Origin of the sequence: Pedobacter sp. 22163, from assembly GCF_052045595.1 — a bacterium.
GTDB lineage: Bacteria > Bacteroidota > Bacteroidia > Sphingobacteriales > Sphingobacteriaceae > Pedobacter.
Map to the genome: position 1 here is coordinate 258,074 of NZ_JBQEPM010000002.1, position 26,140 is coordinate 284,213.

Here is a 26,140-nt window from a genome sequence, read left to right on the forward strand (position 1 = left end):
TCATATCCCAATGAAAAAAACAACATTAATTATAGGAATTCTGGCAATAGTTGCGGTGTTTTCCGGTTGTAAGAAATTTTTGGATGTAACCCCAAAAACAAGTCTGGCTGAAAAACAGCTGTTTACTTCGGAAACTGGTTTTCAGCAGGCTTTAACAGGTATATATGGCCAGCTGGCCAGTGACAGTCTTTACGGCGATAACCTTTCTATGGGTTTCGTTTCAGCTCTGGCACAAAATTATTCGACACTTAGTACCACCGGAGCAGTTCCACTGCAACAAACACAATTGCTAAACTATGCTTCAGTAGAAGTAGCGGGCTATACCAATGCCATCTGGTCTACCAGTTACAGTTCAATTGCAGCAGCAAATAAAATTATCGCAAATGCAGAGACAAACCGGTCTGTGTTAAGCAATAATTCATACGCAATGCTGCGCGGTGAGGCTTTGGCCTTAAGGGCATTTTTACATTTTGATTTATTGCGCATGTTCGGTCCTGAATATACTGCCGGCGCAAACCTGAAGGCCATCCCTTATAAAAAAGATGTAAACGAAAACGCAGTTATACCGTCTACCACTGCTGAGGTGGTAAAATTCGCCTTAGCTGATTTGAAAGAGGCAGCAGATTTATTGCAACCAGTCGACCCGATCGTGACCAGTGATTTAAGGAGCAGACGGAGTAAACTGAATTACTATGGTATAAAAGCACTTGAAGCAAGAATTAAATTATACAGTGGTGATAAAGCCGGTGCTGCAGCTGCCGCAAATGTAGTGATCAACTCAAATAAATATGCGTTTGTTACCCCGGCTGCAGCCTCAGTAGTTGGCTTAGGGACTGTGGTGCGCGACCGCCTGTATTTCAACGAACAGGTGTTTATGATCAGGGTCAGGGATATATTGCCCAATGTACAACGTTATTTTAGATTTAGGGGTGGTCCAGGACAAAGCCTCACACTTACCGCTGCCAGCTTTTCTACGCTATATGAAACCGTATCAGGTGGTGGTGGTACCGACATCAGGTATGTATACCGCATTGAGCAGGATGGCGGAATACCGTTCCCCTCTAAATTCTGGCAGGCCTCAACCGCTACAACGACAATTACCGACAATTTACTGGACCAGTATGTACCTGGTATTCGCCTTGCCGAAATGTATTATATCCTGGCAGAAACTGCGGAGACACCTGCTGCCGGTGTCGGTTATTTAAATACGGTGCGCCAAAACAGGGGGCTTACTAATCTCCCAACAAACATTACAGCTACCGCACTTAAAACAGCGATTACCAGGGAATACCAGAAGGAATTTTATGCGGAAGGCCAATTGTTCTTTTACTATAAACGTATTAAAGCAATAAGAATGCAATTCCGTAATGTCGACATGGCGCCAGAGCAATACGTGCTGCCAATCCCAAATGCCGAACTTCAATTTAATCCGAATTATGGAAATTAATCACACTCGTATTATGAAATATTTATTATATGTGACGATGGTTTTCTCCCTTTTTTCTTGTAAGAAGGAAGCAGTAGAAACCTATCAGGGAAAAAATGGCGTTAGCTTTTTTGCTTACACTTACCAACAATTACATACCACAGCCAAGAGAAGTTACTCTTTTGCTTTTCAAAGCACCGTAAAAACAAGGGATACCATGTATATACCCCTGAGACTTACAGGCAAGCTGTCTGATCAGCCGCGTACGGTATTGCTAAAGGTGGCTAAAGGAACGACTGCAACTGCAGGCGTTGATTTTGAGCTTAAAGAAGCGACCATTCCACCTGGGGTTTCTACATTTAATTATCCTCTTGTATTGATCAACTCTGCAGGAATGGCCAGCAATGTCTATAAAATTGTATTGGAACCAGCAGAAACCAAGGACTTTACTTTGGGTACTTTAGGCCAGACACCTCCCACTAATGGTAGTCTGAATACGGAAGAAAACTTTCGATACTTGACGATAGAGGTATCCGGTATGTACACCAGACCTTCTTATTGGGACGGTTTAGAGGCAGATTTTGGAGAATTTAGCGCTGAAAAGTATAAATTCATGGTTAAAGTACTGGGTATAACAGATTTCTCTTACGAGAGTATCGGGCTTGCAGGTTCTTTAAACTTCCCCGTGACGCTGAGAAATGCACTGGCCGCTTATGAGGCTGCAAATGGTCCATTGTTAGATGAGAACGGTCAAAAGATATCGTTCCCTTAATTTAAATATTATGCATATAAAATACATTTTAAAGCTTAGCCCGGTTTTTATTGTCATCATGCTTGCATTTTCGGCCTGTAAAAAAGACAATCAATCGTTTAAATATGATCAAATTAACGATATTAAGATAACTGATGCAACAACCAGTTTTACGGTTCCTCAACTGGATTCACTGATTATCACACCAACATTGGCCCAAACAATGCCCGAGGGTGATTCATTTACCTATAGTTGGAAATTTAATACACCAACAGATACAACAACAATTGCTAAAACAAAAAATCTACGCATAAAAGTAACATTAAGCCCCGGCGTTTACCTGGTAGTATACAAAGTGACGAGCAACAGAAATGGTATTTCTACGCTAAAACAATATACCATCACCGTCAACGGAGTCTATCCAAATGGCTGGTACGTTGTTAATAGTAAAGATGGAAAAGGCAAGGTTTCGTTGATCCGTAGCGACGATGTGATCTTTGAAAATCCTATGGAGGTGGCCAATAATAAAACCTATCCAGGAAAGCCACTGGCCTTATATAATTTTGGAAAAGGTAGCTTCTTTTATTATTTCACCGATCAAAATGTGTATCGGTTTAACATGAACGACTGGCTGGAGCTTGGTGATAAAAGTTCTATACTTCCGAATTTGGCTACGCCACTTCCATTTAAAACTACACCAGCTTTTATCATGAGCACCTCGAAATTTGACCAGTTCATCGTTGCGGATGGTGGCTTATATGCTGGCATTTCGGGCTCGGTTTCAGATAACATCAAGCCTTTCTCTCAACGCATTCCCGGCAACTATAATCTATTCCCAGGTGTGTTTCCTAATACTTATGATGTAAACTATTTTTACGATAATGCAAACATGCGCTTTATGCGAATGGGTATTCTTTCAAGAGTTCTGGAAAATGCACCTAGTACAACAGGCTCATTCGACCTGGCAAATGTGGGAAGAAAAATGATTGCGTCTGATCGCGGCATGTCGACGCTATTTGAAGAAGAAATTGAGTGGTATTTTATCATGGAAGAAAATAACAGCCGCTACCTGATGTCCTTGACGTATGATAATACTTTTAATACTAGGCCTGGGGTTAATCAGGAAATGGTAAATAGTCCGGAAATTGCTAATGCAACTAACTTTGCAACCTCCTCCATCGTAAAACAACTGTATTATACTGTTGGCAATAGGGTGTATTTGTATGACATGCTTGCAAAATCAGCACGCCTGATTTACACTTTCCCAGCTGGATATGTAATTAAGGACATCGAGATGTTGCGCGGCACAAGCAAACAATTGGTGATCGGTGTGAACAATGGTGCAGCGGGTGAAGTATATTATTTCAGTATCAATGGTCCTGGAGAATTCACCAATGGTACTTATGATAAGAAATTTACAGGCTTTGGTGAAATTATACAAATTGCGCCTGCCAGACAAAACCTATAGTTACGAATTGAACCATAAATAATCATTTAGCATATATCATTATGAAAAAAATAGTCCTGCTTCTAGCAATCCTGACTATCGGAATGTCTGCATTTACCCAGCAGGCACAACCGGCTTATAAAGCAAGTCTCGATTCTATGAAGCTATTTATTGATCTTTCAAAGAAAGAAGCCATTGTTAATCGCCTTGTCAAAGCCCATCCAAACGAAAGCTTTGACCAATACAGAGCTATACTCGTAGATAATTTTATAGTAGCAAAAAATTCTGAGAAGGCTTTATATTATTTTAACCAGATACAGGAAACTGCAAGAATTATGTATGTAGAAAATGTTACTACCGGTTTAATGGCTTATGATTTGAAAGCTGCTGAAACTTTGGTTAAGCAAGAATTGAACAACTCAACAAACGCCAAGGAAGAGCGGTTGTATTTATTACAGCTATATAGTCAGGTGGCGGATAAACTGGGCGATCATGAGAAAGCTTTCGCTGCTATAAAAGAGTGCTATGAGCAGGCTACCAGAAAAAGTGCAGGGTTGACTGCACAGTATTATTATTTGATGAGCAAAACCGGCAGGTACCAGGAAGCGCTTCCTGAACTGGAGAAAGCAGTTTTATCAGGCCTGGCCGATGATGACTTTAAGAATGAACTGAAAAAAGCCTATATAAGTGAGCATCCGGGGACCGATGCAAATGCCTATCTGGCTACTTTAACCAAGCAGTTTGACGACAAATATAAAGCAGAAATAGCAGCCAAAATGATGTCGGAGCAGGCACCTGAATTTAAAGTCAAAGACATAAACGGTAAAGAAGTATCCTTGTCAGACTTTAAGGGAAAGACCATTATTCTTGACTTTTGGGCAACCTGGTGTGGCCCCTGTAAGAAGTCGCTTCCAGCGATGCAGATGATCGTTAATAAATATAAAAACGACCCTACTGTAAAGTTTTTGTTTATACATACCTGGGAAACGGTTCCAAACCCCAAGCCTGATGCGGTGAACTATTTGTTAACCCATAACCTGGATTTACCATTGTATATGGATACTAAAGATTCCGTTACAAAAAAGAATCCTGCAGTATCGTCATTTGGCGTCTCAGGAATCCCTGCAAAGTTTATTATTGATGGCAATGGTAAAATACGTTTCAAGGAGCTGGGATTGCTTTGGCCAAATGAGGTTGCCGTCAGGCAACTTTCAACCATGATAGAATTGTCCCGTTAAAATGTAATCACCCAAAGAAATTCATAGAAAACAAACTGTATGAAAAAGTTATTTTTAATATTCCTGCTGCTGCCTTTTATTGGTACGGCCCAAATTAAAGGCACACATTTTGAACATGGACTTTCCTGGCAGCAGGTAAAAGATAAAGCTAAAAAAGAGAACAAGTATCTTTTGGTAGACTGCTTTACAACCTGGTGCGGCCCTTGCAAATACATGGCCAGTACCATTTTTCCGCAGGAAAAGGTCGGTGAATTCTTCAATAAGAATTTTGTAAATGTTAAGATACAGTTCGACCAGACCAAAAATGACAGCGAAGAGGTTAAAAGCTGGTATGCGGATGCCCAATCGATGAGCAAAGCGTTCAAGATAAATGCCTATCCTACTTTTCTGATCTTCTCTCCGCAGGGCAAGCTTGTACACCGTATTGTAGGCGGTGGTGAGGCAGATGAATTTATCGCCAAAGCGAAGATGGCACTGAACCCGGAAACCCAATATTACACGCTACTGAAAAAAAGCGAGTCTGGAAATGCTGCTCCTGAGACCCTGAAACAGTTGGCAGTTAGTGCCGAGGCTGCCTATGACGAGGAAAACTCCGAAAAGTTTGCCAGTGCTTACATGGCTACACAAAAAGACCTGTATACCAAAGAGAACCTGGAGTTTGTGAGCAAATACACCAGAAGCAGCCAAAGCAAGGGATTTGAACTGATGTTAAAAGATCCTGAAAAGATAGATGCCATTCTGGGAAAAGGAAAATCAAATGAAATCCTGAGTGCCATTGTTCTGGAGGAAAACATTTATCCCGGACTTCGAAAATCCAAGGCAAATATAGATTCACTGGTTGCCGCCGCACAGGCGAAATACCCAACAGTAGACATCAGCAAAGCCACCGAACTGATAAAGATTCAGGTTTTCCATGCCGAAAAAAAATGGGACAAATTTCAGCCGGCAATACTAAGCTATATGAAAAAATATGGTGACGAAGTAACCGCTGATAGGTTAAATTTCTTTGCATGGGCGGTTTTTGAAAACTGTAAAGATACTGATTGTATTACTGAGGCGCTGAGCTGGAGTAAACGCAGCGTGGATGAGACTCAAACCAAGGAGCCTGCCTACCTGGACACTTATGCCAACCTGCTGTATAAGCTGGGCAAAAAGGACCAGGCGATCGCCATGCAGCAGAAAGCGGTTGATCTGGTTGCAGCCGAAAATAAAGCGAAATACCAGATTACGCTGGATAAAATGAAAAAAGGCGAATAAGCCTTTAAGATTAAATAAAAGGGATGCAGTTCATGACACTGCATCCCTTTTTTATTGAGGCTACGAGACTAAGTTTAAAACCAGTAAAAATAAAACGTATCAATTGACCGCTCTATAGCAAAAAAATTGCGATAGATGCAGCCTTAGCTTTTAATTTGAAGACTAGTGCGATAGACCACTGTCCTTCGACAGCCTGCCATTAACAGATTCTAATAGAGTGGTCGTCATCTCGATCCGATAGCTATCGGATGTAGTGCAATCCCGAACTTTCGGGAGAGAAATCTTTTAAATGCTAATTTCAAGCTTATATCCTTTACCGCGTACAACAACAATGTTGATATTCGGATCATCTTCAAGCTTTTTTCTAAGTTTTGATATGAACATATCCAAACTTCGCCCCACGATAACACCCTCATCTTCCCAGATCTCTTTTTGCAACCGGCTTCTCTCTATAGTTTCATTAGGAGACAATGCGAAGATGAGCAATAACCGCGTTTCAGTCCCGGTTAAATCTGTAATATTTTCATTTATTGTCAGCTTCCGATTTTTCGCATCGAACAATACCGAGCCCAAATTGAACAAGCTATTATACTCCTTGCTAGTTAAACTTTTTTGCCGCTTAACAGATCTCAAAAAAATAAATCCAACAAATGCTAAAAAAGGAAGGCCCGCGAGAATATAACCTTTCGTTGTTGCATTTACACCTGTTGGTTTGAATTTAATGTTGATCATATAACATGCCTTTGGCTGCTTTCTTCCTCTACAGGTTACAATATCATCTTTTTTGTTTTTGGATATAGCATATCCATAGGCTACACTGGAATTGCCACAGTTTAGTACATTAACAACATAATCACTTGTGAGCGGGTCTTTGGTAAACAAACGCTGAGTGGTAGTCACCAGGGAGTCGGGTTGAAAAGTTAGCTCATTCTCAAACTCGATCTGGTATTCATTTTCAGCGATCTTTTTTATGGGAAGAACCCTCGATATACTGTCGCCCGATTGTAGGAGTAATTCATGCCCGATCCGGCGCAGCAAAACTTCCCTTCTGGAGATAGCAAAGTCGTCACCGCCAGTCATACTAAAAGCCACGCAGATTACAGAAATAAACGAGAGTAATATTAATCCAAACAGGTATTTGTGCCTCCCATAGAAGAGATTTCGAATAAAATCCATTTGCTAAGTTTATATTTACAAAGTTTACATTTTTATTTGCAATCCTGGTTCTTCAGATGGAAAGATATCAAAGTAATTTCGATGAATCAATTTATACGATATAAAACCATCATGATTTCGCCGAAGCTAACAGGGTATAAAATAAAATCATGATCGCATCATCACCATTGAACATGCGTAGTAATATTCCTTCATTCACTTTCCATCTTCTTTTTTCGTAACTTCTGTACAAAAATGGTATTTTTCGTCGATGGATGTGATTGCAAATTTTCCTACACTCGATATCAGTGAATTCTGGCCCGAGCAAAATTCGGGGAATAACTTGCTGTATCATGAAATAATTGGGAAAAGGCATATCGAAAAACCACACAAGCATGATTTTTTCCTTTTTATGCTATTTGAGCAGGGTAGCGGCATACATACCATCGATTTTTTAGATCATCAGGTTACTGGGGGGCAGTTGCACTTATTGTTTCCCGAGCAGATCCATAAATGGGAGCTCGGCGAAGAAACCCATGCCCATCAACTTATGATTAGTAGGAGCATATTCGAAACGCTTGCCAATTCTTTACGTTTTTCATTAATCTTATACCAAAATTATCCGGTAATAAACTTAAGTACCGAAGCTTATGGAAAAATCCGGTACGAATTTCAGCGCATCAGATCCGAACTTGCGAAGCCTGCCATAATTTGGGAAATTATCAATGCCAGGATCAGGCTTATTGCGCTGATGGTTAGTGAAGAAGCTGAAACGCTATTCAATAACCAAACGGTTTACCAAACCAAACCTGTGTTGTTTAAATACCGCTCGCTGATCGATATGCATTATAAGAAGGAAAAACTTGTTGGGTTTTATGCCGATCAGTTAAGTATTTCGGCAAACTATCTGAACATGCTCTGTAAAAAGCATTTTCATGTATCGGCCACTGCACTCATTCACGAACGTTTAATCCTCGAAGCAAAACGGATTTTATTAACGACCGAAAGGCCTATTAAAGCGATTGCCTTCGATCTTGGGTTTTATGACGTCGCTTATTTCTCTAAGTTCTTTAAAAATCAAACTCGCATTACCCCACGTGCATTTCGCGAACAGTTATGAATTGAGCAAGAGATGAGCTGTAAATTCGATAAATAAGTGCCGATAGTTATAAATGATACAATTTTTCATATAAATCCTACTATTCATAAACATAACAGAACATTATTTTTGTAATAAAGCATCCTGTTATGATAAATCCCAATTCGATCTCAAGAAAAGACTTTATTAAAAGCTCATCTATTTTGCTTGCAAGCACCTGTTTATTGTCGGCAGAGCAGGCCATTGCAGATGATAATATAGACCGTTTCTCAGTAAAAAACTTGACCTTAAAAAATGTTAGGCTCGAAACGGGATTCGAATATGATCAGGATGAGGTAATCAAAACAAAAACCGGACTTTTCATTATTGAGATTGAAGGCGGTAAGGTGAAGCGTGTTCTTCCTAATAACCCTAATGCAAAAGCAATCGATGCAAAGGGATTTTTAATGCTCCCGGCTTTCAGGGATATGCACATCCATCTGGATAAAACATATTATGGATTACCGTGGCAGGCGCACCTGAAGAAGAACAGATCTGTAAAGGATATGATTGCTTTTGAGCAACAGATCATTCCTGAGCTGTTAAAAACTTCTATACCACGTAGTGAAAAATTAATTGAGTTGCTTCAATCTTACGGAACAAGTTCAGCAAGGTCGCATGTAAATATCGATCCTACCTCGGGATTAGACTCGCTGAAGCATTTAGAAATCGCATTATTGAATAAAAAGAAGTCATTTCACGCAGAACTTGTGGCCTTTCCTCAACATGGGATCTATTATACTAAATCTGCGGAACTGCTGAAAGAAGCAGCCAAAATGGATATAGACTTTATTGGTGGCCTTGATCCAACTTCTATTGATGGCGGTATTGAAAAACACATGGATTTTGTGGTGCAGTTGGCGCTAGACCATGGAAAGGGGATTGATATCCACCTTCATGAGTCGGGCGAATCTGGTTTAAAAACAATCGAATACCTGATTGATAAAGTAATGGAAAACCCAGCGCTGAAAGGAAAAACCTATGTAAGCCATGCTTTTGCATTGAGGTATCTCGATAAAGCCAAAACTGAAGAAATTGCTGAAAAACTTGGCGCTGCAAAAATGGGAATAGCTTCAACCATTCCACTCTCTGGGAATCCAATGCCCATTCCTGCACTTTACAAGTATGGTGTAGAAGTGGTAGCGGGTAATGATTGTATTGTTGACCATTGGAATACTTTTGGCATAGGAAGCATTTTGCAAAAAGCCAATATAGCTGCTCAAATTTATGGCTATCGTACAGAATTTGAACTTTCAAGGATATTGAAACTGGCTACAGGTAATATCCTTCCGTTAGATGATAATGGAAATAGATTCTGGCCTAACACTGGCGATAAAGCCAATCTGGTGCTGGTTGATGCCAGTTGCTCTGCAGAAGCCGTATCAAGGGTTTCACCTGTTAAATCACTTATACATGATGGGAATCTGGTTTTCTGATCAAGTGAAGATGAAATGAAATATTTTTGATAGAATGAGCTTATAACCTGTGTTTTTTGTGAAAAAATCTTATCTTGATTTTACACACAAATAAATCTTAAGGATATGAAAATCACATTAGACACAAAATCCCTTTTATTGGGGTTTTTGGGCGCAGGCTTAATGTTTACGGCCATCAGTTTTAAAAATGCACAAGATCAAACCGGTGGAAGGTACCACACGGAAGTAAACGCCAACAATCTTGTCGTTATCCTCGATACTGAAACCGGAAACTATATCATTGGCCCAGGCATGCAGTCGTTCGGAAAAGTACAATGGATAAAGGGAGAGTTTGACAAAACATTTAACACGGCGATAGACAATAAAAGAGAGCAGAAATAATCAACTTTATCATAAATGAGGTGAATCCATGGTCTGTGTCTCACAGACCATCTTTGTTTTTTCCATAGGAAAAGTCTCATGAGGTTGTCATCCTGAGCGGAGTAGAAGGATCTTATTACAATTAACTAAAGGTAATGAAGAATAGCTTACTTCACACTTATCCGTTCCACTACGGGTTTGCCTGTCGATTCTTCTGTGCCTTCCACTTCTGCGTATTTTACATTCGGAAGCCAGAAACTGCCACCTTGTATCCTGATAAACAATCGCGTAACCCTGATGGTCCGGTTGTTTATGGTTACCGAAACGTGATAATTTTTATCGCTATACCTCTGCAGATAAAAAGGTAGTTTTTTATGTGATACAAATCGAAATTCATATTTGTCTGTTCCCAATTGCTTCGTGTCGATACCATATGCAAACTTCCTTTGGATATAGCCCAGGTCTTTTTTCTGTCCTTTTTCACCATAGCGGATCCAATAAACCTGAATAGGCGCATTAGCATTGATGCTGCCATTTTCTTTTAGGTTTAGTGCGTAGATCAGGGTGTTGGTATTCGGGTCACGCTGAAGATAAAATAACATGTGATCTACATTTTTAGGCGTAGGAAAACTGATAGGGGATGGATCTTTCGATTGTGCCCATGTTTGGGATGAAAAGAGGAAAAAGATTAAAACTATAGTGAATAAGGTTTTGAGTAAAATGGGTAGTCTGGGTAGTGTTGAATACATTTTAGGCTTATTATTTAAAAGAGCGTTTAAGCTAAAGGTTTGAATAATTTTTAGGTGTCGGTTTCGGATTGATCATGTGGAATTTCTTCGTTAATCTCATTAAGCTGTTCATTATAAAGCCGGTCTGATTCTGCCTTACAATGTTCATAATCATCTAATTTTTCGCAAGAAGTGTTTCCGTGGATCTCGAAAAAATCCCTGATGGATGGATAATCAAAATAAACTGACATATTATTAAATTTAGGTTACCAATTTGAAGGGATAGCCATTGATCGTTCGCCGAAAACAGTGGAGGGATCTGCTTTCAAACTCATCTTTTCTGCCATTGCAGAAGGAATTAGCACCTTGTTAATCAACAGGTTGCTAAGACATCAAAGGGCCATTCCCTACGTCTTTCTTGATAAGTATTAGACGTCATGGACGGAATCGAACCGCCGTACCAGGTTTTGCAGACCTTTACCTAACCACTCGGCCACATGACTATATGATCTTTTCAAGCAGCTTTAAATTCACATTTTGAAGAAGACTCAACAAAAGTAAAAATTAATTACTATAATTTCTATAGAAATAGTAGTTTTTTTGAAATTTGTGATATTTAATTTTTATTCTGTTGGTTAATATATTGATTTTTAGTTTTTAAGCTATCATCCTAAGTATAACGAAGGATCTTTTAGTAGTTAAATTTTTTAAAATAAGGATTCTTCACTATGTCCAGAATGGCACCCACACTTTAGTTATGTTCTCCACAGGGATAATTTATCGCATAAAATCAATACAATTGACTTGGTTTTAAGAGAATGATAACCTTGGGATATCGTCATTTCGAGCGCAGTCGAGAAATCTGTGAATTGAATATAGCTTATAAATCTCTCTCCCGAAATTTCGGGACTGCACTTCATCCGATAGCTATCGGATCGAGATGAAGTTTCTTTAGATATTTACCCCAATTTTCTTCCTGTATTAATCACATTAACGCCGTTGAAACGGGTAGTGGCACTTCCGTGGGAAACGGCACTTGCTTGCCCTGGCTGACCTTTTCCATCCGAAAATGTCCCCCCCAACCTGTAGTCGTTTTTATCGCAGCGTTGCACGCATGAGTTCCAGAATTCTTGTGTATTGGCTTGGTAGGCAGCATCTTTAAACATGCCTACAATTTTGCCATCCTTAATTTCATAGGCCAGTTGTGCGCTGAACTGAAAATTATAACGCTGTTGATCGATGGAATAAGAGTTCCGGCCGAACATATAAATGCCTTTCTCAACATTTTTAACCATATCTGCCGCGCTTAAAGCAGCATTTCCAGGTGCTAATGAAACGTTTGGCATTCTTTGGAACTGAATACTATCCCAGCTATCGGCATAACAACAACCCTGCGATTCTTTCAAACCTAAAATATGCGCCTGATCTCTTATGGTCTGGTAATTCACCAAAATCCCATCTTTAATAATATCCCATTGGCCACATTTTACGCCTTCATCATCATAACCCACAGCGCCTAATGAACCCACTTCTAGTTTATCGCCAATGATGTTTACCTCTTTACTCCCGAAGTTGAATTTTTTGCTTTCCCATTTATCCAGCGTTAAGAAACTGGTTCCTGCATAATTCGCCTCATAACCTAAAACGCGGTCTAACTCTGTCGGGTGTCCAACAGACTCGTGGATGGTTAGGAATAGGTGAGAAGGATCTAAAACCAGGTCGTATTTGCCAGGGGCAACAGGTTTGGCTTTTAGTTTTTCATCAACATGGTCAGCTGCTTCGCGTACATCCTCCAAAATATCGTATCGTTTTTTGTAAAGTGTTACCGGGCCACCTTTTATTTTTTCTTCGTCTTTTGGTTTCAGGTATTCAAAACCCATACCCATTGGTGCACTTAAGGCATTTCTGGTTTCGAACTTACCACTGGCCGCATCCGTTTTAGTTAGGGTAAAGGTTGGCCATATCCTGTGGATATCCTGATCGATATAAGAACCATCGGTTGACGCAAAATATTTCTGCTCATTGATCATAAACAGGTTGGAACTGATATATTTTGCACCGCCTTTCATGGCCTCACTATTTACCTTTAACAGCAGGTCAACTTTGTCGGCAATGGGTACCTCAAAGGCATTAATTTCGATTGGTGTTTTCCAGCTTACCTCCCCATATCCTTTTTGCGCCGCCAATTGAACAGGTTCTTCCATAAGTTTAGAATTTCCTTTGGCAATGGCTACGGCAGTTTCTGCAGCTTTGGCGATGCTGGCATCATCCATGTTGTTGGTAGCGGCAAAACCCCAGCTTCCATTGGCGATAACACGCACGCCTAAACCATAAGATTCGGAATTGGAGATGTTTTCTACCCTGCTTTCTCTCGTAGCCACAACCTGATTTAAATACCGTCCAATGCGTACATCGGCATAAGTTGCACCTTTGCTTTTTGCAGCGTTGAGGGCAACATCGGCCATTTTTTTCTTTAGGGCAATATCAACAGGCGTTAAAGATTCTTCAATAGAAATAATTTTGCCAAAGGCAGGTATATTGGGCATCATGCTGGTGCCGAGGCCAACACCTGTCATATATAAAAAATCTCTTCTTCTCAATTTTTTTGGTTTTTATTAATAATAAAAGGTCGTCATCATACTACAATCGTCATTGCGAGGAGGAACGACGAAGCAATCTTACAACGACCGCTACTAGCGTGCGCATTAAGATTATTCATTTGTGCAGTTGTTTTTAAAGGCATTCATGAGCTCGCTTCGTTCGGTTATCTTCGTGCCTCGCAATGACGGAGCTTGTTATGGAGTATTCTCTTAAATAGCATCCGATAATGAAGTAAACGTAAAATCACGGATTTTCATCGGTGGAATCAATCCACTCCCTGTCCTTACCGGTTTACCCAGAGCTTCTACATTGTTGAGCATAATTACCGGACTTTCGTTAAACCTGAAATTCTTGATCGGGAATTTAATTTCGCCATTTTCAATGTAAAAAGTACCGTCACGCGTTAACCCGGTAAGTAATAACGTTTGAGGATCTACCGAACGGATGTACCAGAAACGGGTAACCAATATGCCTTTTTCAGTACTTTTAATCAGATCTTCCAACGATTGTGTTCCGCCTTCGATGATCATGCTGCGGCTAAAAGGAAGCGGTTGAACATTTTTTTGTGCAGCCCAATATCTTGAATAAGACAGGTTTTTAACTACCCCTTTTTCAACCCATTGCGTTCTTTTTACCGGTAAACCTTCTCCTGTGAATGTCGAAGATGGCATTTCAGTATTCATTGGATCAGAGTAGATATTTACGTTTTCCGAGAACAATTGCTCTCCTAAACGTGTACCACCACCTTTTTTGCTCATAAAGCTCCGGCCTTCGTCAGCACTTCTGGCATCAAAACCCCTAAACATATTGCCGATAATATCGCTCGCTGCAAGTGGTTCTAAAATAACGGTATATTTTCCTGGTTCGATGGCTTTTGCACCTGCAGAACCATTGGCTTTGCTTGCTGCAATTTTGCTAAGTGCCAGGGTATCCATTTTGTCAAGATCATTAAAGCCTTGCTCAACGTAACCTGATCCTGTTCCTTGTTTGTTTCTAACGGTTACTGAAAAAGAAACATCGGTGCCTTTATTGTAGGCGAACAAACCTTTAGAGTTCATGATCGCATTAAAACGGGTTGAGTTTTCTAAGAAACCGGCTGCATCTAAACCAGCTGCCTTTGATACACTTAAACTTTTTCCTACCATTTCGGCCCTGGTATCAGGAGTCATGGCAGCGGTTTTAGCATTGTATGTATTCGATTCTGGAAAAGTCTGTGGACCTAATGGAGGCATAAACTCAGGGTTTTCTGGTGCCAGCATGGCCAGTTCTTCTGCTCTTTTCACCACTTTTTGCAAAGAGGCATCATCAAATTCATTTATCGTTGCCGAACCAGTTTTTTTACCAAAAGTGGAGCTTACCCCTAAGCTCATGGTACTGATCTGCCCTGCGGTAGAAACCGCATTGCGGGCATAACGGATATTCCCGCCATCAGAACCGTTTAAACCTACTTCGCAGAAATCGGCTTTCGAATAACCGATTACTTTTTTTAATATCGCCTGGGCTTCTTCTTTACTTAATATGGCCATAATTATATTTTTCTTGCTGTATTGATAACATTAACTCCATTAAACCGGGTAGTGGCACTGCCATGCGATACGGCACTGCTTTGCGAAGGCTGCCCTTTTCCATCATTAAACGAACCGCCTAAACGGTAATCACTTTCATCGCAAATGGCATTACACGAATTCCAAAACTCCTGTGTATTGGCCTGGTAGGCCACATCGTTAAGCATGCCTGCAATTTTACCATCCTTAATTTCGTAGAAAATCTGTCCGCCGAACTGGAAATTGTAACGTTGCTGATCGATAGAAAAGCTTCCGTCGCCAATGATGTAAATGCCTTTTTCAACATTTTTGATCATATCATCAACACTCAGTTTTTCTTTTCCTGGCTGTAGCGAAACGTTTGGCATACGCTGAAACTGAACATCATCCCAGCCCTGCGAATAACAACAGCCATTTGATTCTGTTAAACCGATAATGTGTGCCTGATCGCGGATGGCCTGGTAGCTTGTGAGTATCCCATTCTTGATCAGATCCCATTTTTTGCATTTTACGCCTTCATCATCGTAACCAACAGCACCTAATGAACCTACCTGGGTTTTATCGGCTACAATATTTACTTTATCACTGCCAAATTTGAAATTTTTTGATTCCCATTTATCCAAAGTAAGGAAACTGGTGCCTGCGTAATTGGCTTCGTAGCCTAAAACACGGTCTAACTCTGTCGGGTGACCAACAGATTCATGGATGGTTAACCAAAGATGTGAAGGATCTAAAACCAAATCGTATTTACCTGGCTCAACCGATTTTGCCTTTACTTTTTCTGTTGCTACACGGGCTGCTTCTTTAACATCTTCCAGCATATCATAACGGCCTTTGTAGCGGGTTACAACACCGGCAACTTTATCTTCAGGGCGGGCATGCATGTATTCATAACCCTTTCCGGAAGGCGCACTTAACGCATTACGTGTTTTAAATTTACCCGATTCGCGGTCAATTTTAGTTACGTTAAAAGTTGGGTAAATGCGGTGGACATCCTGATCGATGTAAGAACCGTCAGTTGATGCGAAGTATTTCTGCTCATTAACCGCGAAAATGACAGAATTTACAAAATTGGCTCCATTCTGCATGGCCACGTCGTTTACATTCAAAAGGAGGTCTACTTTCTCCTTTACCGGAACTTCGAAGGCATTAATTTCAATTGGCGTTTTCCAACTTACCTCGCCATAACCTTTCTGAGGGGCCAGTTGAACCGGTTCGCCCTGTATTTTGGCATTGGCTTTTGCAACGGCAACCGCTTGTTCGGCTGCTTTGGCAATGGCATCTTTGGTTACATTGTTTGTGGCAGCAAAGCCCCAGCAGCCATTGGCTAAAACACGAATGCCTACACCATACGATTCGGTATTGGCTACGCCTTGAACACGTTTTTCGCGGGTGGCTACAAACTGGTTTAAATAACGCCCGATACGGATATCGGCATATGTTGCACCTTTAGATTTTGCCGCATTTAGTGCAACATCAGCCAGTTCCTTTTTAATTTTTACATCAACTCCGTCTAAGGCCTGTAAAGGGTCTATAGGAGTTCCGAATGCAGAAAGGTCGGGAAGGAGCAGGGCACCCATACCCATTCCGGATAAGTAGAGGAAGTCTTTTCTTTTCAATTGGTCGAATTTAGTTGGTTTACGTTCTCAATATAGCCAATTGTGAAGCGAAAATTGGAAATTGATTATAACATTTTAGTTTCAAAGGCAGAAAAAAAGTTAGTATTTGAGCGTAAAGGGGATTATTTGGCGATTTTAACGACAGATGTACAAAGATTTTAGCGGTTTTGCCACGGAAACAATGAAAATACAAAGTCGATCAATGGGGTAATGCTGCGGTTTGTCAGCCTGAGGAATTATTTGTTACCATAAAAATCTATATAAATGACAAGATATTTTAATGAATTAATAAATTGCATAGAATCGTCATTCCCAACTTGATTGGGAATCGTAATGCAATAAGCTTTAAGATTCCCGCCTGCGCGGGAATGACGACCATTCTATTGAAGTCTGTCAAGTCGAAGGATTAAGTTTGCATTCGTTTCCAAACGAGTGTAGAAATAGTTAAACGGTTTCATCGTTGCAAACGATGGTTTATTAAACGCTCGTTAAAACGAGCGTGAGCAGAGTAATTTATTTAACGGCCAATATCCTTGATTCGTACCATAAAAAGCCGGCTGCAAGCAGAAACCCTCCAAAGAACCACCAGAGCGATACTTCTTCCTCTAGAATGGTATCTGTTAATTTGTTTTTGGCTTCAGTAGTCTTCAGGTTTTTGATAAACTGATGGGTTCCATCAAGCTTTTGTTGGTTCTTGAGTGCTTCCCAATCTGTTTTTTTGTAGATATATACTGGCTCGATGGCTTGATTTACTTCTAAATTAGTCCAGCCTGATTTTTGGGGCCAGTAGAAAGCGTCCCATTGGAAAGGAAGCTCCATATTTTGCCGTGGACTGAGTAAAATACTATCCATTTTTAATACTGGTACCTTATCTGATGCTGCCAGATCTGTAATAATCCTCATTTTTTTGTGCGTAACAGGGAATTGAGGAATGATGTTTACTGACTGAATATCGTTTCTTTTCCTTGCTGCACTGGTCAAAAGTTTAGACCAATAGGTTGCATAATCAGTTTTTTGCCCTGAAAGTAACCAATTGTAGGTGGCGGAAAGTGTAGAGACTAATACTTTGCCATAACCGTTGATGCTGCTATTGACCACTGTTTTACCGCTGGCATCGGCAACAATGGGCTGATCAGTTTGGTTAGCCCTTAAAAATAAAGCTTGTTCAAGTGGTAACGGATTACTTTTGTGATGATCTTCTATCACGACTAAATTTAATGCTTTGCCTTTTAAAACAGGAGATTCAAAACGGCCAAATTTACCACTGAGCGTTGTCAAAGCTTTTGTATTTGTAACCCTGATCAATAATCCCATTCCGTTATTAACCGCAAGTGCTATTGATGACCTTTCATTGGGGCCAATAGCTGCTAATTCTTCTTCATCGATGATCAGGATATCGAATTTTTTTAAGGATGATGAATTGATCTGATTAAGGTTTATGCTGTCTGTGTTAAGGAAATCGAAAGCAAATTTGTTTTTACTGATCTGACTTCTGAAAGCCAATGGATATTGATTTTCGAACAGCCAGTTTTTTAAAAATTTATATTCAAAGTCGGGAAAAGAAGCTAAAATCAACACTTTCATGGGGGTCTGATCGATAACCTGAACCGGCACGGATTCTTTGGCCATGATATGGTTTTTTTGTAAAGCAATTAATTCGTAAACAGCTTTGCCTATTTGTTTTGGGTTGGTTTTAAATGAAAAAGATTTATTCGATTTTGCTTCAACAGTCATGGAATCTATCGCTTTGCCTAAACCTTTGAGCACGAGTTTAACTCCCTGATTACTGGTGTTTTGATAGGTCCCCTGAACTTGAAGTGGTTCACTGGTTTTTAATTTTGCTGGCCAGTTGGCAGAGATAATGCCATTAGGATTTGCAGAAGGGTGGAAGTTGATCTGGTATTCTTTAATCTGCTCCAACTCGGCTTCATTTAAACCGTAGCCATAAATATTTAGCTTTCGGATGTTGGGATTCGATGTTAAGAAATAGGAGAGGTCGGAAAGGGTTGTGGCCTTCGTATTTTTTAATTTTACAGATGGAAATGCATATTTTTTCCCTTTTAAGTTTGCAATAGAGTCTGGGTTTGTACCGTCGCTGAGTAAAATAATTTCATCAGGATTTTGTTTTACACGTGTTTCGTATCTTATCGGTACAATTAACAGAATAAAACAGCTAACGGCAACAATATTGGCTAAAATTCGCCATATTAACCTAGCTCTATTCGTCCGGTTCAACTCTTTGTAGAGCAAAAAGACCAATAAAAATAAGCCAACCAGAATAGCGATGTATTTAAATTCCATATCTATTTGCCGGTTTTATTGAGGATGTTAAAATAGTTTTGATACAATGCAGAAGCTGGGCCAGCGCTTTGTGTCTGCGGTTTTGCTGCTTCGGTATTGATCATTTTTTGAATAGCCTGTTGAACCAGATCAATATCGCTGATGATCAGTTTATTGCCTGTACTTAATTTTCTTAAACTGCTTAAGGCATTTAAATAGGTAGAAGGATGATCGGCTGCGGCACCAATCATGTATTTCTCTGTTTCGCCAAGTAAGAATTGATCTTGTTCGATGAACTTTTTGCCTGTTTTTCTGCTCTCCAGTAAGGCAAGCGTTGCTTTTAAAAAGGCCGTTCTTTTTTCTTTTTGCTCAAACGACATTTTCTGAACCGGCTGTGTAATCTTATCCAGTTCCCCAGTTAAACGTTTCTCAGGTTTTAATGCCGCTGTTTTTACGGTAGTTTTAGCCACATAAGCCCGCGACTTTTGCTGCAGATCTTTCAGTAATCTAAGCGCTTTATATTCGTAAGGTAATGCCTCCTGAGGTTTATAGGTTCTCAAACGAAGTTCGGCATTCCACATTTCAGTTAAAACGGCCTTTAATTGCGCCTTCATTTCCGGTTCGAAAAAGGTAGCATCCTCTGCGATATCATGTTTATGGGCATATTTATCCATAATTCCAGTCACATCACCAAACTTTTCGCCCTCACTTTTATGTTCCGCATGCTCATCGTGGTCATCATGATCACCGCCGATTTCAGTTTCGTTTTCTTCGCCCAAAAACTGTCCGTAACGCAACCGCAACAGTTTCTGGTCGATACCCAGATCGTTGCTTCTGGTTTTAAAGGTTGCAGGAGGCAATTTCGATTGTTCTTTCAACAATTTCTCGGTATCGATAATGATCTGCCTTTCGCTCCTGAAATATTCCGGAACCAGGTTAACGCCATTGGTCATTCCTGCTAAGCTCATTAATTCGGCAGTATCTACAATTGAAACAAAATAAACATCCGAACGGCTCGATTGACCATGGTTATCCATCGCTTTAATGAAAAAGTAAAGCTCATCGCCTGGTTTCATGCCAAGGCTTTTTAAGTCAATCAGTTTAGCTAACGTGAGGTTCTTTTTGTTATCAAACCCGGTATTAAACGATAGTTTTTTCTCGGTGAAACTTACACCTTCGCCTTTGCCACTGGCCATGGTTGCCGATATATAGGCATCGTTGATGCCGTAATCGTCTGTAAGTGATACGTTCAGATTAATCTTTTGCGGCTGACCGATATCAATGGTGGTGTGCTGTTTGGGTTGTGTAATTTTAATCGTAATGGGTAAATCGGGAATGATTTCGATCTGGTAGAGATCTGATTTTTTACCGTCCAGATCTAGTTGATAAAAGCCTGGTTTATTGACTGTTTTGCTGTAAGTCCATTGCGTATTTGATGCGTTTAAGGCTTTAAACTGAACAATTTCGTTGTCGTTAAAGATGATTTTAAGTTTTTTAATACCAATGTTCGTTTCGATTTTCCAGTTTATTTTGGCACCTGTTTCGGCAGCAATTGTAAACTGTTTTTGTTTACGCTCTTCTCTTCTGGTATAGGCTGGCGGAATAATGGTAGCGCTGAAATCGGAAATTTCTGCAGGAATATTTTCTTTAATTACCGGAATTTGGTTTGCTTTTTCGTGAAAATTTAAAGATTCACCTTTATGCAAAGAGATTTGGCTAATACCAATGCTGATTAACAATCCTACAAGAAAGATAATCAAGCCGAAATATATTTTCTTTGCTGGTTCTTTTGGCTGCGATAGGTTGGGGATTATGTTTTCAATTTTGTTGCGCTGTAATTGTTGCAGCATAGACAATTCATCTTGATTTTGAAGCAGCAGATCAGCACTCTCTTCCAGTTCGGGATATTGGTTGTTTACAAAACGCGAAACATCCTGATCGGTGGTTTTCCAAATGGGTTTTATGAATAAGAAGATGCCCAGAACAACAGCGAAAACAACTACAAAAAGCCATGGAGAAAAATGCAACAGGTAAACTGCGATAGCAGATAAAACCAAAGCGATGGCTAAAGAAGTCGCAACGATGCCGATCAGGTAAAAGCTAATCCACTTTTTTCTTAAGTTACGGATCCAATTTTGTCCTTCAGCTCTTAACATAATTAGGTTTTTTTCTGAATGATAAAATGCGTTCGGTAACAAAAATCAATAAAGCTGCTATCCAGAATGTAATTCCGAGCGACTCGTTTTGAGTGGTTTTTGTGGCTTCCGTTTTAGTAATCTCAGTAACTTCTTTTTGTTGAACTGATAATCTCCGCTGATCGGCAGGGTTGTATTCAAAACCAAAGTCTGTTGAATTTTCCGCTCTGATCACAATCGGCATCAATGCTTTTACAAATAAGCCATCCCAAACCAGTTCGTTCCATTGCGGGTTAAAACGGCTGTAAAAGTGAAAGATATGTAAAGAATCAGCCTTTTCATTTGTCAATATTGCATTTCCAAAGCCATCAGTCCATATTTTTTCAGCCTGACCGGTTGAGGCAATTCTTTTACTCAATTTAATATGACGACCATAAATGTTGATAGTTGATTGAGTGACAACTACTTTTCCTTTTTCGTATTGAAATAATGCTCCATCCGATGCAATTGATGATCTGAAAGCTGATGAAACCGGATTATCAGATAACCAAAAACCAATGGTTGCTTTTTCTGCAGCGGCATTGATGATAATTTTCCGTTTGGTGAAACTTTCAATGGCTTTTAAGGCTGCAATAAGGTATTTACTGTCTGTAATACCCGAAGTTTCGTGTATGGTGATGTTTATTGGCGATTCGTCTGCCGAATTTAAAGCCTCATAAGTGGTGCTTGAGGGATTTGACTTTGCTTCATATTTCTTTCCTGCATAACTTGTTATCCAACTGCTTAAAGTATCAGTTCGGTTTAGTGATACCCAATTTAACTTGTAATTAAGGGTTGGCAATTCATTACCAAAACGGTTTAAACGGTGGTCGGCGAAAAAGTAAACTTCAGCTCCAGGAGGAACAAATTGATTAGCTGCACTCAGTAAGGCTGTATAACTTAAACTATCGCCCTGTTTTGTTTCATTAAGAATGGTATCTTTTAAGGTTAATGATTTAAAACCCACATTAAAATCGTGGATTTCGTAACCCTTTTTCAGTAATGAATCTATCGATTTTTTATTAGAATTGAAAACCTGTTGAAAAGTAGTTTTATCAACCAAAATCCATCCGGTTCTATTTTTGCCCGAGATTATTTTTTCAAGGTAAGGCCGTGCCAGAAGAAATGCGAGTAGTGCTAAAAGCAAACAGCGTAGCAACAATAATAGCCAATCGTTAATTTTAAAGCTTTTCGAACTGGCCCTCGAGCTTTCGCCAAGCAGCGCAATGCTGCCAATCTTAAGTGTTTTACCCTGTTTAACATTCCACAGGTGTATAATGAGCGGGATAATTAAGCCTGCAAGCGCCAGTAAACCTATGGGATATAAAAATTGCACGGTTTAAATTCTAAGTTTACTTCTTTGTTTTAAAAAATCCCTCAATGCCTGGTCTAAAGGTTCATCGGTTGTAATTGTCCGATAAAAAATCCTTCTATCAAGCAGCTTTATCCTGGTTTCTTCAAGATAAGCATTAAACTTGTTTTGATAATTGGTCCTCGCTTTGGTTTGATCAATCTGAATGGTTTCTCCTGTTTCCAGGTCTTCGAAAGTGCTGTAACCTTTAAAATCAAGATTCAGTTCGTTTCTTGATAACACATGAAAAACCACGATCTCGTGTCTTAAAGTATTCAATGTATCCAATAACTTGATAATTTCATCTTCTTTTTGATAAAGATCGGTGATGAAAATCAGCAATTCACGTTTTTGGGCTCCGGCAAACAATTCTTTATAATGAATGGGTTTGGTGAATGCTCCATTTGGATTGATCTGCTCTAACTGGTAAAACAATCGGGCTAAATGCTGGTAATCCTGCTTTGGCGTCATGGAGAAGATTCCTGAATTTTTCAGTACATACAAACCAATCGCATCGCCCTGTAAATTAGCGAGGTAAGCTAAAGATGCACCAAGATATTTTGCATAATCTATTTTGGTAAAATCGCCATCACTATGGTTCATCGAGGCACTGGCATCTATTAATATGCGCACGGCAATATTCGTTTCCACTTCCGATTCGCGGATATAATAACGGTCGGAGCGGGCAAACATTTTCCAGTCGAGCGATCGTAAATCATCGCCGGGTTGATAACTTCTGTATTGACTAAACTCCAATCCCGGTCCCTTTACGGTACTTTTATTAATGCCATTCATAAAACCATCAATCGTCATTTTAGCCGATAATGAAAGGTCTTTAATGGCCATCAATACTTTTGGATCGAGCAGTTTACTCATTAAATATTGGCTTTTGGTTTCGAAATGGCTTTAATCAGTTCGTCTGTAACTTTATCCGACGAAACATTTTCGGCTTCTGCCTTAAAATTCATCAATACCCTGTGGCGAAGTACAGGATAAGCCATGGCCTGTAGATCTTCCATAATTACAGCGTATCTGCCTTTAAATAAGGCTCTTGCTTTTGCTGTTAATATTAAGGCTTGTCCTGCCCGCGGACCTGCGCCCCAACGCACCCATTCTTTAACAAAATTTACGGTGGTGGTATCAGGTCGGGTGGCGCGGATGATTTCGCTTACGTAAGTAATTAAATCATCGCTGATGCTTACTTCGCGGGTAATGGCTTGCAATTCTTTGATCTCTTCTGCACCGATAATCGGGTTAATCATCGCTTTTTTAATGCCCGTTGTACTGCTTAAAATCTGAGTTTCTTCGGCTGCCGTTGGGTAACCGATTTTGATGTACAAAAGAAAACGGTCTAACTGTGCTTCAGGCAGGGGGTAAGTTCCGGCCTGTTCAATAGGGTTTTGCGTAGCCAGAATAAAAAATGGCCGATCTAAAGGATAAGTTTGTCCACCGTAGGTGACTTCAAATTCCTGCATGGCCTCTAATAGTGCCGATTGGGTTTTTGGAGGCGTTCTGTTCACCTCATCGGCCAGAATAATGTTGGCAAACAAAGGGCCTTTGTTAAATTTAAAAAAACGTTTTCCAGTTACATGGTCTTCTTCCAGTATTTCGGTTCCCACAATATCGGTAGGCATTAAATCAGGCGTAAACTGGATTCTTCTAAAAGAAAGATCTAAAGCCTGCGACATGGTTCTTACCATTAAAGTTTTTGCCAAACCCGGTACACCTTCCAGTAAACAATGTCCGCCCGCCATTAAAGCGATCAGCATTTCTTCAATGATCACATCCTGACCCACAATTACTTTTTGTATTTCGCTTTTTAAAAGGGAGATCTTATCGATCAATATTTTTAGGTTGCTTTCTGAACGCTCCAAAACGGTTGATTTTTTAGTATAACGATATTGTGCTTCAATATAGGGCATATTGATAGATTGTTTTAGCCTAGTTGAAAAGAATATCAAAAAATTTACAAGATAATTAGGATAAAAAAGCAGAATAATAAAAAATGAAGGTAATTTTAGGGTGATGCAGAGAGCTAAATTTACATTTGCGAGGTTAAAATATAATTCAGGCGATTGGGATACCGATCAGAGAATGCCTTCTAACCTCTTAAATTCTCTTCTCGAGTATACAACCATTCCTTTGGATGAAGAAGAGAAAATTGTAGAGCTGAGCAGCCGCGATTTATTTAAATATCCTTTCTGTTATTTAAGCGGGCATAAACTGGTTCAATTTAGTCAGCAAGAAGCAGTAAATTTTAAAACCTATGTGCATAACGGAGGTTTCGTTTTTGTGGATGATTGCAATCATGATATTGATGGTTTATTTGCCCGTTCATTTGAAACACAGATGAGCAACCTTTTTGGTCCTCAGGCTTTGAAGAAAATCCCTAATAACCATGGTATTTATAGCTCTTTCTTTAAGTTTGACAAAGGTCCGCCAACTACTTCTTTCGAGTTAAATGGTTGGGGTGATGATCTCGTGCACGATTACCTGAAAGCAATTACCATTAACAATAGGATAGGGGTGTTGTATAGCAATAAAGATTATGGTTGCGAATGGGACTACGATTTCAGGAACAAACGTTTTTTAGCTGAAGACAATACCAAATTCGGGGTAAATATTATCCTTTATGCCATGGGGATAAATAGTTAGCAGTTGACAATTTTCAGTTGGCTGTTTTTCGTGCTGTCAGATGTTGCCATCTGACAGATTTAGTGCACTACATCAGGTGATATTTTTCATCAAAAACCTCCATCACTGATGCTTTTATCCCAAAAAGTGCCAGTTTTTCGCAAAACTTATTGCTGATATCCTTAGCCGAAACAATGCGGATTACTTTGTCGCAATCTTCTAAATCGATAGACCATTCTGAAATATCCTGCAACCCTGCAACGGCTAAAGCAATTAAACCGGTATCGCTGCCCGATTCGATAATGGTAGAGATGATAGTGATGTATCTAGACATATTTTAGGAATTAATGGATTTTCAAGATCAATCAATAGCTGATACTGATTTTTGTCAATGCAAACGTAATAATAATTTGTAAACAAACCAAACGTTCGGTATCTTTGTAGTATGGAAAACCCCTATAAAAGAAAAAAAGAGCCTGAGGTAAGCAAACAACTTATTTTAGCAGCAGCGGCAGAAATCGGCGCATCAGATTGGCATCGTGTTACGTTTCAGGCAATTGCCGATAAAACGGGTTTGAGCAAGGGGGGGATTATCCACCATTTCCGTAACAAAGAAGATCTGCTAAAAGAATTGATGAACCAAAGTTTGGTCGAGCTTACTGAGTGGATTGTCGAAGAAAAAAAGTCGTCGGGTAAGGAGGTGGGAAGTTTGGCTTTCCTGCGCTTTATTATTGGTAAAAGTAACGACCTGTTTTATAGAAGAACGATGAAAATTATTACTCAGGTTATTCTCATCAATCCAGAGTACCGTAAAGGCTGGGGTGAATGGTTTAGCACGCACATTGGTCATGGTGATGATAGCGCACAGGGCATAAAACACCTGATTGTGATGCTTGTTGCCGATGGATTATGGTATTCGGATAATCTGGGGATTTATAACATCAGCGATGAAAAGAAGCAACAAATACTGGAAACCCTCATTAAGCTTTAAACTGACAATA

Annotated in this window: 22 protein-coding genes, 1 tRNA gene and 1 riboswitch; of the genes, 10 read left to right on the plus strand and 13 right to left on the minus strand. The window is 39.8% G+C overall.

Going from position 1 to position 26,140, the window contains the following annotated elements; translation table 11 throughout:
- The first annotated feature begins 10 nt into the window (after window positions 1-10).
- From ACTJKN_RS05615 to ACTJKN_RS05635, 5 genes are read left to right on the plus strand one after another with little or no spacing between them, the layout of a single operon-like run.
- Window positions 11-1,447: a RagB/SusD family nutrient uptake outer membrane protein gene (locus ACTJKN_RS05615; RefSeq protein WP_440823381.1), complete on the plus strand. Its 1,437-nt coding sequence runs from the start codon at window positions 11-13 to the stop codon at window positions 1,445-1,447.
- A gap of 13 nt (window positions 1,448-1,460) precedes the next feature.
- Window positions 1,461-2,198 carry a DUF4843 domain-containing protein gene (locus ACTJKN_RS05620; protein ID WP_440823382.1) on the plus strand — a complete coding sequence of 246 codons (738 nt, stop codon included), beginning with the start codon at window positions 1,461-1,463 and terminating at the stop codon, window positions 2,196-2,198.
- A gap of 10 nt (window positions 2,199-2,208) precedes the next feature.
- Window positions 2,209-3,645, plus strand: coding sequence for a PKD-like family lipoprotein (locus tag ACTJKN_RS05625; protein WP_440823383.1), 1,437 nt, complete (start codon window positions 2,209-2,211; stop codon window positions 3,643-3,645).
- Window positions 3,646-3,686: 41 nt separating this feature from the next.
- Window positions 3,687-4,862 (plus strand): redoxin domain-containing protein, encoded by a 1,176-nt coding sequence (locus ACTJKN_RS05630; protein WP_440823384.1) that lies wholly within the window; start codon window positions 3,687-3,689, stop codon window positions 4,860-4,862.
- A gap of 39 nt (window positions 4,863-4,901) precedes the next feature.
- Window positions 4,902-6,119 carry a thioredoxin fold domain-containing protein gene (locus ACTJKN_RS05635; RefSeq protein ID WP_440823385.1) on the plus strand — a complete coding sequence of 406 codons (1,218 nt, stop codon included), beginning with the start codon at window positions 4,902-4,904 and terminating at the stop codon, window positions 6,117-6,119.
- Between the two features lie 285 nt (window positions 6,120-6,404).
- Here ACTJKN_RS05635 and ACTJKN_RS05640 read toward each other — a convergent pair whose 3' ends face one another.
- The gene (locus ACTJKN_RS05640; RefSeq protein WP_440823386.1) at window positions 6,405-7,295 is read right to left on the minus strand and encodes a winged helix-turn-helix domain-containing protein; all 891 of its coding nucleotides are present in this window, start codon (window positions 7,293-7,295) and stop codon (window positions 6,405-6,407) included.
- 250 nt (window positions 7,296-7,545) lie between these two features.
- Between ACTJKN_RS05640 and ACTJKN_RS05645 the strand changes: the two genes are divergently transcribed.
- The 3 genes from ACTJKN_RS05645 (at window position 7,546) to ACTJKN_RS05655 (ending at window position 10,229) form a co-directional block, all read left to right on the plus strand.
- Window positions 7,546-8,394 carry an AraC family transcriptional regulator gene (locus tag ACTJKN_RS05645; protein ID WP_440823387.1) on the plus strand — a complete coding sequence of 283 codons (849 nt, stop codon included), beginning with the start codon at window positions 7,546-7,548 and terminating at the stop codon, window positions 8,392-8,394.
- Window positions 8,395-8,522: 128 nt separating this feature from the next.
- Window positions 8,523-9,848 carry an amidohydrolase gene (locus tag ACTJKN_RS05650; protein WP_440823388.1) on the plus strand — a complete coding sequence of 442 codons (1,326 nt, stop codon included), beginning with the start codon at window positions 8,523-8,525 and terminating at the stop codon, window positions 9,846-9,848.
- 105 nt (window positions 9,849-9,953) lie between these two features.
- Window positions 9,954-10,229, plus strand: coding sequence for a hypothetical protein (locus tag ACTJKN_RS05655; protein ID WP_440823389.1), 276 nt, complete (start codon window positions 9,954-9,956; stop codon window positions 10,227-10,229).
- A 146-nt stretch (window positions 10,230-10,375) separates the two neighbouring features.
- Here ACTJKN_RS05655 and ACTJKN_RS05660 read toward each other — a convergent pair whose 3' ends face one another.
- The 11 genes from ACTJKN_RS05660 to ACTJKN_RS05710 form a co-directional block, all read right to left on the minus strand.
- Window positions 10,376-10,810, minus strand: coding sequence for a DUF4833 domain-containing protein (locus ACTJKN_RS05660; protein ID WP_440823390.1), 435 nt, complete (start codon window positions 10,808-10,810; stop codon window positions 10,376-10,378).
- A 197-nt stretch (window positions 10,811-11,007) separates the two neighbouring features.
- On the minus strand, window positions 11,008-11,187 hold the full coding sequence (locus ACTJKN_RS05665) for a hypothetical protein (RefSeq protein ID WP_440823391.1): 180 nt from the start codon (window positions 11,185-11,187) through the stop codon (window positions 11,008-11,010).
- A 77-nt stretch (window positions 11,188-11,264) separates the two neighbouring features.
- Window positions 11,265-11,364, minus strand: a riboswitch (SAM riboswitch).
- Between the two features lie 4 nt (window positions 11,365-11,368).
- A tRNA-Cys gene (locus ACTJKN_RS05670) sits at window positions 11,369-11,439 on the minus strand.
- Between the two features lie 456 nt (window positions 11,440-11,895).
- Entirely contained in the window at window positions 11,896-13,536 is a 1,641-nt protein-coding gene (locus ACTJKN_RS05675) for a TldD/PmbA family protein (RefSeq protein WP_440823392.1), read from the minus strand.
- Between the two features lie 210 nt (window positions 13,537-13,746).
- A complete protein-coding gene (locus ACTJKN_RS05680; RefSeq protein WP_440823393.1) occupies window positions 13,747-15,063 on the minus strand; it encodes a TldD/PmbA family protein in 1,317 nt (438 codons plus the stop codon).
- Window positions 15,064-15,065: 2 nt separating this feature from the next.
- The gene (locus ACTJKN_RS05685) at window positions 15,066-16,700 is read right to left on the minus strand and encodes a TldD/PmbA family protein (protein ID WP_440823394.1); all 1,635 of its coding nucleotides are present in this window, start codon (window positions 16,698-16,700) and stop codon (window positions 15,066-15,068) included.
- A gap of 513 nt (window positions 16,701-17,213) precedes the next feature.
- Entirely contained in the window at window positions 17,214-19,001 is a 1,788-nt protein-coding gene (locus tag ACTJKN_RS05690; RefSeq protein WP_440823395.1) for a hypothetical protein, read from the minus strand.
- Between the two features lie 2 nt (window positions 19,002-19,003).
- On the minus strand, window positions 19,004-21,136 hold the full coding sequence (locus ACTJKN_RS05695) for a DUF4175 family protein (RefSeq protein ID WP_440823396.1): 2,133 nt from the start codon (window positions 21,134-21,136) through the stop codon (window positions 19,004-19,006).
- The gene (locus ACTJKN_RS05700) at window positions 21,123-22,490 is read right to left on the minus strand and encodes a BatA domain-containing protein (protein ID WP_440823397.1); all 1,368 of its coding nucleotides are present in this window, start codon (window positions 22,488-22,490) and stop codon (window positions 21,123-21,125) included. Before ACTJKN_RS05700 ends, ACTJKN_RS05695 begins: the two co-directional genes overlap by 14 nt.
- Before the next feature lie 3 nt (window positions 22,491-22,493).
- A complete protein-coding gene (locus ACTJKN_RS05705; protein WP_440823398.1) occupies window positions 22,494-23,381 on the minus strand; it encodes a DUF58 domain-containing protein in 888 nt (295 codons plus the stop codon).
- Window positions 23,381-24,427 carry an AAA family ATPase gene (locus ACTJKN_RS05710; RefSeq protein ID WP_440823399.1) on the minus strand — a complete coding sequence of 349 codons (1,047 nt, stop codon included), beginning with the start codon at window positions 24,425-24,427 and terminating at the stop codon, window positions 23,381-23,383. Before ACTJKN_RS05710 ends, ACTJKN_RS05705 begins: the two co-directional genes overlap by 1 nt.
- A gap of 103 nt (window positions 24,428-24,530) precedes the next feature.
- Between ACTJKN_RS05710 and ACTJKN_RS05715 the strand changes: the two genes are divergently transcribed.
- Window positions 24,531-25,160 (plus strand): DUF4159 domain-containing protein, encoded by a 630-nt coding sequence (locus ACTJKN_RS05715; protein WP_440823400.1) that lies wholly within the window; start codon window positions 24,531-24,533, stop codon window positions 25,158-25,160.
- A 67-nt stretch (window positions 25,161-25,227) separates the two neighbouring features.
- Here ACTJKN_RS05715 and ACTJKN_RS05720 read toward each other — a convergent pair whose 3' ends face one another.
- Complete coding sequence (locus ACTJKN_RS05720; protein ID WP_440823401.1) at window positions 25,228-25,473, minus strand: hypothetical protein; 246 nt, start codon at window positions 25,471-25,473, stop codon at window positions 25,228-25,230.
- 111 nt (window positions 25,474-25,584) lie between these two features.
- On the opposite strand from ACTJKN_RS05720, the gene ACTJKN_RS05725 reads away from it, so the two are divergent.
- Entirely contained in the window at window positions 25,585-26,130 is a 546-nt protein-coding gene (locus ACTJKN_RS05725) for a TetR/AcrR family transcriptional regulator (RefSeq protein ID WP_440823402.1), read from the plus strand.
- The last annotated feature ends 10 nt before the right edge of the window (window positions 26,131-26,140 follow it).